This window comes from Streptomyces virginiae, assembly GCF_000720455.1.
GTDB lineage: Bacteria > Actinomycetota > Actinomycetes > Streptomycetales > Streptomycetaceae > Streptomyces > Streptomyces virginiae.
This window is the reverse complement of sequence record NZ_JOAK01000031.1, coordinates 36526-51121: the sequence shown is the minus strand read 5'-3', so window position 1 is coordinate 51121 and position 14596 is coordinate 36526. Positions and strand designations below refer to the sequence as shown.

The 14596-nt window shown below is 70.6% G+C and carries 17 protein-coding genes; 1 reads left to right on the top strand and 16 read right to left on the bottom strand.

Annotated features, from left to right (window positions below):
* Positions 1–47: 47 nt before the first annotated feature.
* From IG86_RS0132390 to IG86_RS39300, 3 genes are read right to left on the bottom strand one after another with little or no spacing between them, the layout of a single operon-like run.
* On the bottom strand, positions 48–725 hold the full coding sequence (locus IG86_RS0132390; protein WP_030901722.1) for a DUF305 domain-containing protein: 678 nt from the start codon (positions 723–725) through the stop codon (positions 48–50).
* On the bottom strand, positions 722–1423 hold the full coding sequence (locus IG86_RS0132385) for a DUF3105 domain-containing protein (RefSeq protein WP_030901719.1): 702 nt from the start codon (positions 1421–1423) through the stop codon (positions 722–724). Before IG86_RS0132385 ends, IG86_RS0132390 begins: the two co-directional genes overlap by 4 nt.
* A gap of 56 nt (positions 1424–1479) precedes the next feature.
* Positions 1480–1893, bottom strand: coding sequence for a hypothetical protein (locus IG86_RS39300; protein ID WP_037943407.1), 414 nt, complete (start codon positions 1891–1893; stop codon positions 1480–1482).
* Positions 1894–2065: 172 nt separating this feature from the next.
* Here IG86_RS39300 and IG86_RS0132375 point away from each other — a divergent pair, with 172 nt between their 5' ends.
* A complete protein-coding gene (locus IG86_RS0132375; RefSeq protein ID WP_030659205.1) occupies positions 2066–3427 on the top strand; it encodes a glutamine synthetase family protein in 1362 nt (453 codons plus the stop codon).
* Between the two features lie 75 nt (positions 3428–3502).
* Here IG86_RS0132375 and IG86_RS0132370 read toward each other — a convergent pair whose 3' ends face one another.
* The 13 genes from IG86_RS0132370 to IG86_RS0132310 form a co-directional block, all read right to left on the bottom strand.
* A complete protein-coding gene (locus IG86_RS0132370; RefSeq protein WP_037943405.1) occupies positions 3503–4768 on the bottom strand; it encodes a tyrosine-type recombinase/integrase in 1266 nt (421 codons plus the stop codon).
* 71 nt (positions 4769–4839) lie between these two features.
* On the bottom strand, positions 4840–5076 hold the full coding sequence (locus IG86_RS0132365) for a helix-turn-helix transcriptional regulator (RefSeq protein WP_030901711.1): 237 nt from the start codon (positions 5074–5076) through the stop codon (positions 4840–4842).
* A gap of 193 nt (positions 5077–5269) precedes the next feature.
* Complete coding sequence (locus tag IG86_RS0132360; RefSeq protein ID WP_051785540.1) at positions 5270–6445, bottom strand: DUF3631 domain-containing protein; 1176 nt, start codon at positions 6443–6445, stop codon at positions 5270–5272.
* A gap of 191 nt (positions 6446–6636) precedes the next feature.
* Positions 6637–7566, bottom strand: coding sequence for a bifunctional DNA primase/polymerase (locus IG86_RS0132355; RefSeq protein WP_030901706.1), 930 nt, complete (start codon positions 7564–7566; stop codon positions 6637–6639).
* Positions 7563–8291 carry a DNA cytosine methyltransferase gene (locus IG86_RS0132350; RefSeq protein ID WP_030901703.1) on the bottom strand — a complete coding sequence of 243 codons (729 nt, stop codon included), beginning with the start codon at positions 8289–8291 and terminating at the stop codon, positions 7563–7565. Before IG86_RS0132350 ends, IG86_RS0132355 begins: the two co-directional genes overlap by 4 nt.
* Before the next feature lie 81 nt (positions 8292–8372).
* Positions 8373–8837: a hypothetical protein gene (locus tag IG86_RS0132345; RefSeq protein ID WP_385872892.1), complete on the bottom strand. Its 465-nt coding sequence runs from the start codon at positions 8835–8837 to the stop codon at positions 8373–8375.
* Between the two features lie 197 nt (positions 8838–9034).
* Positions 9035–11104: a plasmid transfer protein TraB gene (gene traB / locus IG86_RS0132340; protein ID WP_051785539.1), complete on the bottom strand. Its 2070-nt coding sequence runs from the start codon at positions 11102–11104 to the stop codon at positions 9035–9037.
* A gap of 29 nt (positions 11105–11133) precedes the next feature.
* A complete protein-coding gene (gene traA, locus IG86_RS43300; protein ID WP_157854950.1) occupies positions 11134–11778 on the bottom strand; it encodes a plasmid transfer protein TraA in 645 nt (214 codons plus the stop codon).
* A complete protein-coding gene (locus IG86_RS0132330; protein ID WP_030901689.1) occupies positions 11778–12302 on the bottom strand; it encodes a hypothetical protein in 525 nt (174 codons plus the stop codon). Before IG86_RS0132330 ends, traA begins: the two co-directional genes overlap by 1 nt.
* A gap of 12 nt (positions 12303–12314) precedes the next feature.
* The gene (locus tag IG86_RS0132325; protein ID WP_030901685.1) at positions 12315–12671 is read right to left on the bottom strand and encodes an RRQRL motif-containing zinc-binding protein; all 357 of its coding nucleotides are present in this window, start codon (positions 12669–12671) and stop codon (positions 12315–12317) included.
* Complete coding sequence (locus IG86_RS0132320; protein ID WP_030901683.1) at positions 12671–13666, bottom strand: hypothetical protein; 996 nt, start codon at positions 13664–13666, stop codon at positions 12671–12673. Before IG86_RS0132320 ends, IG86_RS0132325 begins: the two co-directional genes overlap by 1 nt.
* On the bottom strand, positions 13663–14004 hold the full coding sequence (locus IG86_RS0132315; RefSeq protein ID WP_030901680.1) for a hypothetical protein: 342 nt from the start codon (positions 14002–14004) through the stop codon (positions 13663–13665). Before IG86_RS0132315 ends, IG86_RS0132320 begins: the two co-directional genes overlap by 4 nt.
* A complete protein-coding gene (locus IG86_RS0132310) occupies positions 14004–14279 on the bottom strand; it encodes a DUF6284 family protein (RefSeq protein ID WP_030901678.1) in 276 nt (91 codons plus the stop codon). Before IG86_RS0132310 ends, IG86_RS0132315 begins: the two co-directional genes overlap by 1 nt.
* Positions 14280–14596: the final 317 nt, after the last annotated feature.

Here is a 14596-nt window from a genome sequence, read left to right as displayed (position 1 = left end):
CCGTACGGGTGAGAGGGCGCCTCCCCCCACCGTACGAGCGTGTCCCGTCACCCGCGCGGTGTGGCTCCGCGCTGCTTCAGCATGTCCGCCATCAGGGTGAGCTCCGAGCGCTGCGCGTCGACCATGCCCTGCGCCAGATCCCGCTCGACGGGGGTCCCGCACTGCTGCGCGCACCCCTCGGCCATCGTCACGCCGCCCTTGTGGTGGTCGGTCATCAGCTGCAGGAACAGCACCTCCGCGTCCCGCCCGGAAGCGGCGCCGAGCTGCTCCAGCTCCTCCTTGGTGGCCATGCCGGGCATCAGCGCGCCGGGCTTGGCGGGGCCGTGCCCGGCGTGCCCGCCGTGGCCCGCGGCGCTCCCCATCCACGACATCGGCGGCTCGTCGGCCACCACCTTCGGCAGTCCCCACAGGTCCAGCCAGCCGAGCAGCATGCCCCGCTGGTTGGCCTGAGTGTTGGCGATGTCGTAGGCGAGGGTGCGTACCGCCTCGTCCTGGGTGCGGTCCCGCACGATGAAGGACATCTCCACCGCCTGCTGGTGATGGACCGCCATGTCCCGGGCGAAGCCGGCGTCGGCGGAGTGCAGTCCCGGTGTCCGGGGCGCGGCCGGGGCCGGAGCCGCCGATCCGCCGTTCGCGGCGGCGACCGTGGCCGCCGCCGCGAACAGCAGCGCCAGCAGCACGGCCGTACCCGCGACCCAGTACGTCCGGGGGATCGCGCGGCTCACTTGGCGGCCAGCCCGTTCGTGCAGGCCGCGCCCGGCTCCGGGGTCTGCTCGCCCTGCACGTACTTGGTGAAGAACTGCGTGACGCGGGGGTCGTCCGCGCTGTCCACCGTGAGCTGCTTGCCCCACGCGCTCAGCATGATCGAACCGGTCTGCTCCTTGACCGGGCTCATCAGCGTGTACGGGGTCTTGCCGACGGTCGCGGCGAGCTTGTCCACGTCGGCCGGGGCGGCCTTCTCGTTGTACGTCACCCAGACGGCGCCGTGCTCCAGCGAGTGGACGGCGTTCACCTCGGGCAGCGGGGTCTTGTAGACGTCGCCGTTGCAGTTCATCCAGCGGGGGTGGTGGTCACCGCCGACCGGCGGGTTCATCTCGTACTTCACCGGCGTCTCGACGTGGTTGCGGCCGAGCTTCTTCGCGTCCCAGAGCTGCTCGCCCTCGACCGGCTGCTTGCGGATCTCCTCGGCCTCCTTGCGGAGCTGCTCCGCGGCCTCCTGCTTGCGCTGCTCGGTCTGCTTCTGGTCGATCAGCACCCAGGCGCCGAAACCGACGAGACCGACGACGACGGCCGACGAGACGGTGATCGCGATCGCCTTGTTGCGCCGCTCCCGGGCCTTCTCGGCGCGGCGCATCTCGGCTATCCGCGCCTGGCGGGAGTTCGGGTCGGTGTGCTGGGGGGTCCTGCCGGAGTTGCTGGCCATGTGCCCTGGTTCCTTCTTGTGATGAGGGGGGTGGACGGAACGCAAAACCGGACCCGTCAGGTCCGCAGCACCTGGAGAACGTGCAGGTCGGGGGCGCGCGTCAGCGGCTCGGGCGGCCGGATCCGCCCCGCGGCCGACGCGTGGGCGCAGGGCAGCGGCCCTCCGCCCGTCACGGTCACGGCGGGCGGCGGCACGGGCAGCACGGCCGGGGTCACGTGCGCGAGAGGGGAGCAGCCGGGCAGGTCGTACGGGGACACGCAGACGGCGTGCTCCGTACCGTGCGCCCGAGCCTCGGCGGCGGCGGCGGCGGAGACGGACGTGGATGCGGACGTGGATGCGGAGTGCGGATCACCGGATCGCGCGCAGAGGAACAGCGCGCCGGCCAGCACTCCGAGCACGGTCAGCACGACGGCGCGGCGGAGCACGGAGCGTCCCCGACGCCCCCGCTGCGTGTACTGCCGGCCCCCCATGGGCGCAGATGGTAATGCTCATGACCGGGCCGAGGTCAGTGCGGGGGTGCCGTGAGCTTTCGCGGGTGCGTAATGTGGCGGAAACCACCACTGGCGATACTGGGCCGACCCGACTGTGCCGCGACCCTTCAGGCGGTGGTGCACAGGCCGTCTGAACTGCGAGGATGAAGGCATGGACAAGCAGCAGGAATTCGTCCTCCGGACGCTTGAGGAGCGCGACATCCGCTTCGTGCGCCTGTGGTTCACCGACGTACTGGGCTTCCTCAAGTCCGTCGCGGTCGCCCCCGCGGAGCTGGAGCAGGCCTTCGACGAGGGCATCGGCTTCGACGGCTCCGCCATCGAGGGCTTCGCACGGGTCTACGAGTCCGACATGATCGCCAAGCCGGACCCGAGCACGTTCCAGATACTGCCGTGGCGCGCCGAGGCCCCCGGCACCGCCCGCATGTTCTGCGACATCCTCATGCCGGACGGCTCGCCGTCCTTCGCGGACCCGCGCTACGTCCTCAAGCGCATCCTCGCCAAGACCTCCGACCTGGGCTTCACCTTCTACACCCACCCGGAGATCGAGTTCTTCCTGCTGAAGGACAAGCCGCTGGACGGGACCCGCCCCGTCCCGGCCGACAACTCCGGCTACTTCGACCACACCCCGCAGAACGTGGGCATGGACTTCCGCCGCCAGGCGATCACCATGCTCGAATCGATGGGGATCTCGGTGGAGTTCAGCCACCACGAGGGCGCCCCGGGCCAGCAGGAGATCGACCTGCGCTACGCCGACGCGCTCTCCACGGCCGACAACATCATGACCTTCCGCCTGGTCATGAAGCAGGTCGCCCTGGAACAGGGCGTCCAGGCCACCTTCATGCCGAAGCCGTTCTCGGAGTACCCGGGTTCGGGCATGCACACCCACCTCTCCCTCTTCGAGGGCGACCGCAACGCCTTCTACGAGTCGGGCGCCGAGTACCAGCTCTCGAAGGTCGGCCGTTCCTTCATCGCGGGCCTGCTCAAGCACGCCGCCGAGACGGCCGCGGTCACCAACCAGTGGGTCAATTCGTACAAGCGCATCTGGGGCGGCTCCTCGCGCAGCGCCGGCGCGGGCGGCGAGGCCCCCTCGTACATCTGCTGGGGCCACAACAACCGCTCGGCCCTGATCCGCGTCCCGATGTACAAGCCGGGCAAGATGGGCTCCTCCCGCATCGAGGTCCGCTCGATCGACTCGGGCGCCAACCCCTACCTCACGTACGCCGTCCTCCTGGCGGCCGGCCTCAAGGGCATCGAGGAGGGCTACGAACTCCCGGCGGGCGCCGACGACGACGTCTGGGCCCTCTCCGACGCCGAACGCCGCGCGATGGGCATCGAACCCCTCCCGCAGAACCTCGGCGAGGCCATCTCCCTGATGGAACGCAGCGAACTGGTCGCCGAAACCCTCGGCGAACACGTCTTCGACTTCTTCCTGCGCAACAAGAAGCAGGAGTGGGAGGAATACCGCTCGGAGGTCACCGCCTTCGAACTCCGCAAGAACCTCCCGGTCCTGTAATCGCAGGTCAGCGCCACTGTCAGAATTTTCTGACACTCAGGGCCGGTGGTCATCGACCGCCGGCCCTGAGTCGTCTCACTGGCCCTGGGCCGTCTGTGGGCCGTCAGCCGCAGAATCCGATGCCTCATACATCCCGTCCACGGCCTTCCGGGTCCGCCCCTCACTGCTCGGCATGAGGTGCGTGTAGGTCCGGAGCGTGAAGCCGGGGTCGCCGTGCCCCAGGTAAGTGCTGAGCGCCTTGATGTTCTCCCCGGCGTCCAGCAGCACCGAGGCGTAGAAGTGCCTCAGCGCATGCATTCCGTGCTCACGCGCGGCCTCGTGCCGCTGTCCGGGCTTCGGCTCCTCGATCACCCCGGCCTCGACGAGGGCGGGCTTCCACACACGCGTGTTGAAGTCGGTCCGCCGCACGGCTCCACCGCCAGCGAGCGAGAAGAGTAGTCGCTTGGTGACGGGAGGCCCGTCCGGCCGTAGCCAGGGCAAGGTGACGTCCACGGGCGCGAACTCCTTGCTGTGCTGCTTGAGGACGCGCGCGACACGATCGGGGAGAGGAACATCCCGCTCCTTGCTGCGCTTGGGCGGCGAGAACACAAGGTGCCCGTTGACCACCTTCACCTGGCAATCGACGTGCAGCCATCCTGTCGCGCGGCTCACCGCGTCCTCGGCGAGCCCGAAGATCTCGCCCTGTCGGAGCCCGCACCCGCCACCGACGTCAGCCATCGCCCGGTACCGCGCGGGGAGCGCGGACCGAACGGCGAAGACTCGCTCGGCGGTCCACGGACGTACGCGGGGAGTAGCAGGAAGCGGCGCCCGGACTGATGTGGCGCGGCACGGATTCTTGAGGAGGTGCCCGTCCTCCACGGCCGCGGTCAGCACGGCCGACACGGTGTTGAAGATGACGCGCCGATATGAGGATTTCGGCAGCACGTTCTCCAGGGTGCCGAGCCACTCCCGGATGTGTTCCGGCTTGAACGAGCCGAGGGGGCGTGGGCCGATGTGCGGGAACGCGTGCAGCCGGAGCTGTACCTCCACCGTCGTGCGCGTCGTCATGTCGGTCGTCTGCGCCGCGATCCACTTCTCCCCGTACTGGCGGAACGTGGTGCGGCCGGCGGACGGGTCGACGTAGGCGCCGCGGGACATGTCCGCCTCGATGTTCGCGAGCCACTGTTCGGCGAGGCGCTTCTCACGGTCGCGAAACGACTTGCTCTTCTCGGTGCCGTCGGGCCCGATGTACCGGGCGCGGTAGCGAAGGCCGGTGCCGTACCGGTCGGTCTTTACCCGCGCCGGCTTTCCGGAGGGGCCGGGTTCGGTCTTGTACCAGCGGTCTTGGATGTGGCCTGCCACGTGTGGGCCTTTCTGGGAACGCAGCGAGGGCGGGCTCTGGCGGGCCCGCCCTCGGCGGTTGTGGTGGTCGGTCAGGCGGCTTGGCTGATGTCCGCCTGCATCTGCTCGGCGATCCAGCTGTGCACGGCGTCGGGGTCGTACCGCAGGTGCTTGCCCACGCGGAATCCGGGCGGTCCGGTCCGCTTCTTGCGCCACTGGTAGACGGTCTCCAGCGGGACGCCGAGCAGGGCGGCGATGTCGTCGGGAGTGAGATAGCGGTCGGGGAGCCCGCGCCGGAGGGTGGCGCGGGGGTCGGAGCGATCGGCCATGTGTTCTCCAGCGAGGTCGGGTTCTCTGGGAGGTCCGCTACATCCGCTACATCCGCTACATCGCAGGTCAGAGCCCCGTTGGGTGTAGCGGATGGGTGCTCGTGTAGCGGATCGGTCCGCTACACGAGCCCAGAGGTGTAGCGGATGTAGCGGATGTGGTGAGTGGGTGTAGCGGACGAATTCGCCGCGCCCGCTACGTGTTGCCGCTGGTCAGGGCGGTGTCGAGCGACGACTTAGCGGATGTAGCGGATGTAGCGGATGTAGCGGACGTCCGGGGAGGGCAGTACCGGGTCCACGCGTCGTGGAGGTCTTCGGCGTAGTAGCCGCGGACGACGCCGGCGCCGGTGCGGACGGGGCGGGCGGCGATGGGCTTGTTGCCGCCGGTGGTGTACTCGCGCAGGATCCGGGCGAGGGAGCGGGAGTCGAGCGGCTTGCCGCCCATGTCCGCCCAGGGTGCGTCTTCGAGGGCGTTGAGCCGGTCGAGGATGATGACAGTGGGGAGCTTGTCGGCGTCGCCGAAGACCTGGTCGCGAAGGTCGGTGAGGAGCCGGATCCCGGTGGAGCCCTTGTCGTCGGCGGCGAGTTCGTTGACCATCTCGGAGCACGCTGCGCGGGCCCGCTCGGGCCAAGTCCCGCCAGCAGCCTCGGCGATCGCGAGGAGCGGCTCCCACACGTCGGCGGGCCTGTCGGTGACGCCTTCAGGCATCTGCGGGAAGGAGCCTTCGACGAGGTGGCGGACGCTGTCGGCCCAGGCGGCGAGGCGGTCGCGGAGCGCGTGGCCTTCCTTCTCGTGGAAGCGCTGTCGGAAGGGTTCGACGTGCTCGTTGGGGGCCCGGCGGCGCATGCGGACGATGACGGAGCGGGTGAGGATCGTGTCCGGGAGGGAGCCGAGTCCGGCGACGGCGACCGCGCAGAAGGAGGGGAACTCCTGTACCTGCTGGTTGGATCCGTCGCCGACGCACCGGTACATGACTCCGGAGCGGCGGTGTCCGGCGTTGAGGAAGCCGCGGAGCTGTTCGTTCTCTCCGGCCTTGGGGCCGAAGACGGTGTCGATCTCGTCGAAGAGGATCGTGGGGCGAGCATCCATCCCGGACACGGCGCGGAAGAGGGCGGAGGCGGAGGCGTTCACCGCGACCATCGGGTACGGGGCGAGTGTCTCGACGATCTCCAGGGCCCGGCTCTTGCCGCTGGCGGGCTCCGGGGAGAGGAATGCCAGGCGGGGTGTCGCGTCGAAGCAGTCCAGGAGGTGGGCGTGTGCGTCCCACAGGGTCACGGCGACGTAGGCGGCCTCCATGGGGAAGATGTTGAAGCGGCGGTGGAAGCGCTCGATCTCGTCGAGCAGGGCGGCGCCGTCCATGGGCTCGGGCATGCGGGTTTCCCTCCGTGGGGGAGCGGGGGTGTGGTCCGTGTGGTCGGCCGGGTGCGGGTCAGAGCCAGGAGGGACGCCTTCGGCGACGACCTCTTGGGCGCCCACGGCGTCCTGCGGCAGGGCCGCTTCGGCGGCTGCGGGCCGGGGAGCGGTGGGGGTGGGGCTTTTCAAGGGATAGGTTCCGGGGCTGGTCACGCGGCGGCCGACCGGGGGCGGGCCGTGCGGATGGACCAGTCGAGCGCGCTACGGATCGTGGCCCGGCACTCGGCCGCCGACAGTCCGGCCGCCTCCCCCGCCGCTTGAAAAGCCTCCTCGGCCACGTGCCGGGGGATGTCGCCCCACGCGACGAATCGCCCCACCGCCCGCACTGAGGTGAGCAACTGAGCGTTCCTGCCACCCTCTTGGGTCGCCCTGACGGTGGCCGTCTCGCGCTCCAGCGCTGCCTCGGCGGCGCGGGTCCCGCTGCCCAGGACCACGGCCGGAGCCGGGATCGGGGAGCGGTTGGGCTCGCGCGGGGCGGTTAGTGCGATGTGGAGCCAGTCAGGCAGTGGTACGGGCGGGCGGCTGTCGAGGATCTCGTACGCCCCGTCCGGGGTGCTGCTGCCTGGGGCGACGACGTAGCCGCCCCACCCCCGGGTGTCGATGTGCTTGCCGAGATGTCCGGCCGTGTTCCCGAGCCGGGCACCGGTGGGCTGAGTGAAGTACAGATGCACCCCGCCGCGCGCGGTCCGCACTCGGTGGGTGAGGGGGACGGCGTGCCCGGCTCGCTCGCAGAGCGCTTCGAAGAGGGCGACGCCGTCAGGCGTTCCCTTCTTGTCCTTGGCTTTGAGCGTGTCGAGATCGATCACGAGCAGCCCGGACGGGCCCGTGGCGATACCGATGTTGTACGGGGCGTGGGTCCATGCCGCGGCCAAGAGGTCGGGGTCGGTGGTGGCCCTTTGCTCCGGTGTTCGGTGTCCGTCCGTGCACCGGCCGGTGCGGGGGCAGGCGCGTTCGGGGTGGCCGGCGGGCCGCTTGTCGCGGGGGCGGAGGGGGAAGACGTGCCAGCCGCGCTCGGTGGCAAGGACTGCGTGGGCAAGCAGGTTCAGGCCCGGCAGGTCGATGGACGACAGGTCACTCACGCGGCCACCCCCGTGCGGGTGCGGGTGAGGAACGCGGTGCCGAGCCACTGGGAGAACGCCGGCGGGATGGCCTCGGTCAGCTCCTCGCGGACGTCGGTCCACGTGATGCCCATGGCGGCCTGAAGCTCGGGGACGGTGGGCTTGCCGCCGCCGTTGCCGTAGGGGGCGACGTACGGGCCGTCGTGGTACTCGCCGTGGCGCCACCCCCGTACGCGGCCCCGGTGCTTGGGGTGTGGCGGCTGTGGGGCGGTCCAGCCGCCGAGTTCGAAGTTGCGGTGGCGTAGGACGTCGAGGGAGAACATCTCCCCGCACAGCCATACGTCCTTGCGGATCTCCGCCTTGCCGTTGGGTTGCTCGATCACGTACGGCAGTCCGGACGCCTGGAGCAGCAGGCGCGTGGGGGCCACCAGGTCGACGTGGATGCCGCCCCAGTTACGGGACCGATTGGTGCCGACGGACAGATTGCACTTGGCCTGGCACGGCGGCGAGGAGTGGACGAACGCGAACCGCTCGATCTCCCCCGTGGCGATCAGGTCCGCCAGGAACTCCAGCGCGTCGGCCCAGTGGAAGGTGAACGGGTAGTTGGGACGAGGGGCGATGTCGACTCCGACGACGTCAAACCCGGCTCGGTGGTAGCCCATGGCGGCGCCGCCGGCGCAGGAGAACAGGTCCAACAGCCAGGGGCGGTCGCCGGGCACTCGCCGGATCGGGATGGGATGGGTCATGCTGAAGACCTCCAGGTCATGTGGATCGGGAGAACAGGGCGGCCCCAGGCTTTGGCGAGACGGGGGCCGCCCTTCCGTGTTTCAGCGGTGGTTGATGGTTCCGGTGGCGCGGCCGAAGAGTCCGGTTGCGGTGACGTGCTGGGTGATGTGGGTGGTCGGTCGGTTGGTGGCTCGGCGGGGGCGGGCCAGGACAACGACGGCGCCAGCGGCGATGAGGGCGACGGTGGCCCAGAGGGCTTCGGCTAGGGCAATCAGTCCCGGGGCGGCGTAGGCGAGCCCGGCGGAGGCGGCCGCGATACCTCCACCGACGGTCGGGGCGAGGAGCGCGGTGGTCTTGGCCCATGTGGGGACCGGACGCGCGGGCGGGGTCTGCGGCTGGGGGGTGTAGGCGAGAGTGCGGGTGCCGTCGGGGAGGGTGACGTACTGGACGCCGGGCGGTATCTCGGCGGGCAGCATCCGCCGTTCGACGACGGCCGGCGGGTAGAGGATCGCGTCCTCGTACCGGAGCGGTTCGGGGAGTGTCGGGCGGGCCGGGTAGTCGGGCATGCGGGCCTCCAGGGAAGAGGAGTGGGGCCCGCACCGGTCTGGTGCGGGCCCCACGGGAGGGGGTGTCTGGGGTGTCAGGGCGGGTGTCTGGCGGGGGTGTCTGACGCGTCAGACACCCGTCTGACACCCCTCGCGCGCACGTATGACCTGTGTTTTGGGCTGCTCGCCTGTCAGGGGCGTCTGGCGCGTCTGACGCGTCAGGCCGCTACCTCGTACGGCACGATCCGGTAGCGGCCGACCTCGCTGGTCTCGGCCAGACGGCCCGCCAGGACGAACTGCGCGACCTGTCCGGAGACCCAGGAACGGCCCCGTCCGTAGCGGTCGCAGTAGGCCATGAAGTCCGCCGGGCCGACCACGTCCCGGCCCTCCTCCTCGAACTCTTCGAGGACTTCCTCCATCGCGGCACGCGCGTCCGCGGTGCTGATCTTCGGGCGAGGTTCATCGGCGGGCGGCCGGGCCGCGAGCTGGACGACCTGCTCGACTTGGGGGAGTTCCTGCTCTGCGTCGATGAACTCCCCTTCCTCGTAGTCGTCGTCCTGGTCGGCCCCGTACGGCGGGCGCATGTCGTAGTCGTCCTCGTCGGGGTAGTAGCCGTTCTCCTCGTCCTCGTCCGGGCCGTAGCCGTTGAGCATGGTGGTCTCCGGCTGGTCGGTGGTGCCGGGAATCGGGTACCGGGTGCGGGCGGTGAACGCCCGGTCCACGGTCCGGGCGGCGACTCCGGCGGTGGTGGGGTCGATGCTTGCCCGGATGTCGGCGAAGTTGATGACGGCCCAGTTCAGGTAGTCGACGCCGGTCAGGTAGTCGCGCAGCGGCGTGGCCCACAGTGCGTCGTTGACGCCGTTGGCGACGAGGTAGGAGTAGCCGGGCTTCTTGTCCTTCCACACGTGCGGGGCCGCCCCCGCGTCGAGGACCTCGTCGTCCAGGGCGAAGCGGGCATCTCCCTCGCTGCGGACGCCGTGGACCCAGGAGGAGCCGAGGGAGGCGCGGGTGTCGGTGGAGACCTGGTTGCCGGAAGCACGCTGCATGGAGATGACCAGGGAGACGCCAGCCGAGCGGGCTTCCTGGGAGATCCCGGTGAACACGTCGTCATCGATCTCGCGGATCGCCTTCGCGGCCTCTTCGAACCAGCCGATCAGGTACGGCATGCCCGGCGAGCCGTCCGCCTGGGTCTCGGCGCACGCGGGTTCCCACTGCTTGTAGCCGTACTTGGCCAGCCACGCCGTCCGCACCGGGATCGCGGCCTTGAGAGCTTCGATCATGGCTTTGGTGGACGGCATGTCAAGGGCGGCCCAGTCGATCGCCGGCAGGAGCGGGCCGAGCGTCTGTTCCGCCTTGGCGGGGTCAGACGCCCACACGATCACGTCGCGGCGGGTGACGACTTCGGCGAGGGCGGTCAGGCCGCCCTCGGACTTGCCGGAGCCGGTCATCCCCATGACCAGGAAGTGCGCGGCGTTCCGGCCGGCCTTCGGGTCGCCGGGGAAGTAGATGACGGCCGGAGTGCCGTCCTCGTAGATCCCGACGTGGACCGGGTCGGCGATGGAGCCTCCCGGGTGGGAGGGTCCGGGGCAGGGGACGGTGTTCTTCAGCAGGTCCAGCGGCACGACCGTGAGGGTGACCCGGGACGCGGATTCCGGGTCCTCCGTCATCCGAACCGCCGTCTTCGGCACGTCCAGCGCGCCGGCGATGCGCTCCAGATTCTTCGACACATCGGTACTGGTCAGTTCGCCGCGGGGGAGCTGGAGGTCGAAGGCAGCTTTGTTCGGGCCGACCTCCGTGCGGATGACCTGTGTCTTGGCCAGGCCGACCTTCTCCAGGAACCCGCCATCCGCGCCGGCGGCGAGGCCTTCGACGTTCTTGCGGAGGATCTGGCGGATGTTCCACGAGAGGGCGAGCGCGGGGGCGCCGATGAAGTACAGCTCCCCCAGCGGCCCCGCCCCGGGCCCGGCGATCGCCGCGGCGGTGAACCAGGTGGATGCGGCGGCGACGGTGACGGCGGAGTGCAGACGGCGCTGCTGGGTGGTCGACTTGCCAGCCCACCAGGTCAGGCCGGTCAGCGCGACGGAGGCGAGGGTGAGGCCGGCGGTGACGCCGGGTTCGCCGGACCAGAAGTAGTGGGCGGGCAGGGAGGCCAGGCCCGCACCGGCTCCGGCGAGCCACGGCGGCAGATGGGGCTTGGCACGGTGGAGCAGGTACTCGCCGATCCCGCCGCCCTCGCCGTGGACGTCGTACTGCTGCCGGGTGTCGTCGGTCGTGATGGTGCGGGGCATGTTCTGACCTCCCTACGTATCGGTGTCGGTTAGCCGTTGAAGTCGAAACGGCGGCCCTGGCGCGGGCGGGCGTGCGGGGCGAGCTGGGGATCAAACTCCCGCTGGAACGCCGCATACGTCGCAGCGAGGTTCTTCGCGGTGCCGAGGGCGTCCTCGGCGGCCTTCTTCATCCGCTTCGACACCCGGCGCGCCCTCGCCCGGGAACCGAACGGGCGGCCCTCGGGGTCGGGGACCTCCTTCAGCACGGCGTTGAGCATCTCGGCGGCGTTGGCGAGCTCGAACGACATCTGCAGGAACAGGCCGCGGCCGGACTCGCAGTAGTTGCGGATGTCCACGTTGGAGAAGAACTCCGGGTCACCAAGCGGCGAGTGCATCCGCCCGCCCCGCTGTCCCTGGCCCTGTCCGCCGCCCTGCTGCTGGCCACGGCCGTTCCGCGGCCCCCCGCCACCGGCCTGCACGCCCGGGTCGCTGATGTGGAAGTGGTACGAACGCGACCTGTTGCGGTTCGTCGTCCGGGACCGACTCGTCCCACCCTGCCCGCCGCTGGCAGGGCCGGCCTGGCCGGGCTGCTGCCACGGGCCCTGTTGCCAGCCACCCTGCTGCTGACCGGTGGCGTTCTGCGGACGGCGAGGCCTGGGGGTGCTGTTGTTGGGCATCCAGGTGTTGTTCGACATCAGCGGGTCCCCTTAGCGGTGAGGGTGGAGCGCAGGCGGGCGAACAGCCAGGTGATCTGCGCGTCGAGGGTGATCAGCGACCACAGGCCCATCAGGACCGGCTCGGCCGGCCCGAACCACAGCGCCAGGCACAGCCAGGTCAGCGCGGCCAGCGCGAGGACCGCCGACGCGATCCGGCGGGCGCCGGCGGCGTGGTTCAGGACGGGGCGGCCCTTGGCCTTCCACCCCAGGACTGCCAGCGGGATGGCGGCGGCCGGGCCTGCGACGAGCGCGGCCCACGGGGTGATCAGGTGGACGATGCCCGTGACGGGCAGGAGAAGGATCGCGAGGGCGGTCGGGGCCCAGGTCCGGCGGTGCTTCCACACCCAGCGGCCCGTCGCGGCCGCGGCCCGCTGGGTCAGGGTGGGCGGCTCGTCAGAGACGACCACGATGACCTGCGGCCCCTGGCGGTTGCCGCGCTGGCGGGGGACGTGGATGGTGGGCGCGGCGCCCCTCGCGGTGTGTGTGCGGGTACGGCGAGACACAGCAGAACTCCTTCAGGCGGCAGAGAGGGTTCGGGCGGCGCGCTGTTCAGGGAAGTCGTGGCAGGCCACGCACATGCCGAGCGAGGTCGGAATCACGTACGGGAGGTGATCGCGGCAGACCGGGCACCGGCGGCGGGCGGCATCCGCCTTGGCGAGGGCCGCCCACCGGTTCGGGGTCATCGGCCGGACCGGCTTCGCGAGATCGATCCGGTACAGGTAGGCGACCAGCGGGCCCCGCCGCTGGCGGGGCCGCTCCAACTGGGCGACGACGTCCTGACCGCCGGGCCGGAGGCCAGCGGCACGGAGCTGACGACGGGTGGCCAGACCCTCAGGTGCAAGGCGCCACCGGTAAACGGGCAGCGTGCTCATCAGCCGACGGCCGGAGCGGAGGTGATGGCTTCGCGGTGTTCCTGGTAGCGGGCGGAGGCCCAGCCGACGGACCAGCCGGACAGCTCTGCGGCGACCCGCACCGGCACCCCGGCTGCGAACGCTGCGGCGACCGTGGCACGGGCCTGATCCTCGGGCAGCTTCACCGGTGGCGGGCCAGCGGCGAGGAGGGCGGCCCGTTCACGCTCCATCCGCTCCTGTTCAAGGGCCTTCTCACGGCGTTCACGCTCGGCCTGCTGCTGTGCCTCCAGGTCGCGTTTCTGGGCGGCCTGGCGGTCAAGGCGTTCACGCTCGGCCTCGGCCTGTTCACGCTCGTGTTCACGGCGTTCACGGGCCTCGCGCTCCGCCCGCTCCGCCGCCTCGGCCCGCTCCCGATCTTCACGCCGGATGCGGTCTTGTCGGTCGGCTTCCTCGGCGGCCAGACGGGTCTGGTGTTCACGCTGTTCACGGGCGAGGGCTGCCTCGTGCTCGCGCTGTTCACGAGCGGCGCGGAGCTGGTTTTCCTCCCGCTCCGCCGCCGCGCGGTCCCGGGTGTCCTGCTCGGCCTGCTTACGGGCTTCGACAGCCAGGACAGCCGCGGTCAGGGCTCGCCGGTAGGCGAGTCCCGCTTCGGCGGTGACGATGAGGAGGAGCGGGGCGACGGAGTGCACGGCGACCCCGACCAGGTCTCCGGCCAGGGCCGATACGCCGACGTTCAGGGCCAGGGTCATGGTGCCGGTCATCCACCGCAGGGCCACCGGCCAGGCCCCGCCGTGCCCTCCGAGACGGGCCAGGACGGAGTCGAGCCGGACCACGATGACCACCGCGGCGTCCACGACGAGCGGCAGGATCGGTGCCGTCCACCCCCATGCGGCGGGAGTGTGTGCGGCCATCAGGGGTGTGACGGTGAGGACGGAGTAGAGCATCGCCCCGCCCACGATCAGCCACGTCCCGACCGACAGGGCACGCTCGGATGAACGGATCTGAACGCGGTTCACGAGGCGACCTCCGCCCATGAACGCGCCTCCTCCGAGGCGGGGATCGTGGTGAAACAGATCAGCTTCACCGGGCCGCCGGAGTAGTTGGTCACGGCCTTCATGACGCTGGTGTGACCGTCGGCGTGAACGCTGTGCGCCACCTTCCCGAGCGGGATCCCGAGGGCCTGGCACCACGTCTCGAACCCGTCGGCGTCCTCATAGAAGGACAGCTCCAGGAGGTTCGGGCAGACCGTGGAGATTGACACACACGGCGCCGGCAGGTGCCGGTACATGCCCTCGAAGATCCGCAGCGCCATCAGCGGCGAGGCCATGGCCGCGAGGGGCATCTCCCGGGTCATCACGCGGCACCGCCCGGCATGCTCGCCGCAGCGGCGGCGGACTGGTTCAGCAGGGCCCGGCGGGCGGCCAGCGCCTTGCGGCGGGCCCGGCGGATCCGCCGCTCGTCCAGCTCGGACGGAGTGCGGTCCAGGACGGCGATCTCCGCGTCGAGCAGGTCGAGGTCCGCCTCGATCAGCGGCATCTCCCACTCGATCGCGTCCAGGTCCGCGTCCGTTGGCTCCAGGCCGTCGGACCACGGGGTAACAACGTCGTGAAGTGCGGCGATGGACTTCATGGGTCTTGCTCCTTCTGCAGAGGAACGGGACTCAGCAGCTCCCGGCGTTCGAGCGCCGGGGGCTGTACTGCGTTGGAGGGGTGGAGCGGATGTACTCGGCTCCCTGCGACCCCGCCCGTACGGCCGCAGGCCGGACGGGCGGGGAGGCAACCGCCGCGGCATGCGCGGCAGATCAGGCGACGCGATGGGCAACGCCGCAACGCCGGTCCAGCGCGGTGGCGGCCAAGGGTCTTAAGCGGATCACTTCGAACCTCCAGAAACGGGTGGGCACAGGACACTCACTGCAAGGGGGAACTCGTCCCCACACGCCGGCCGTT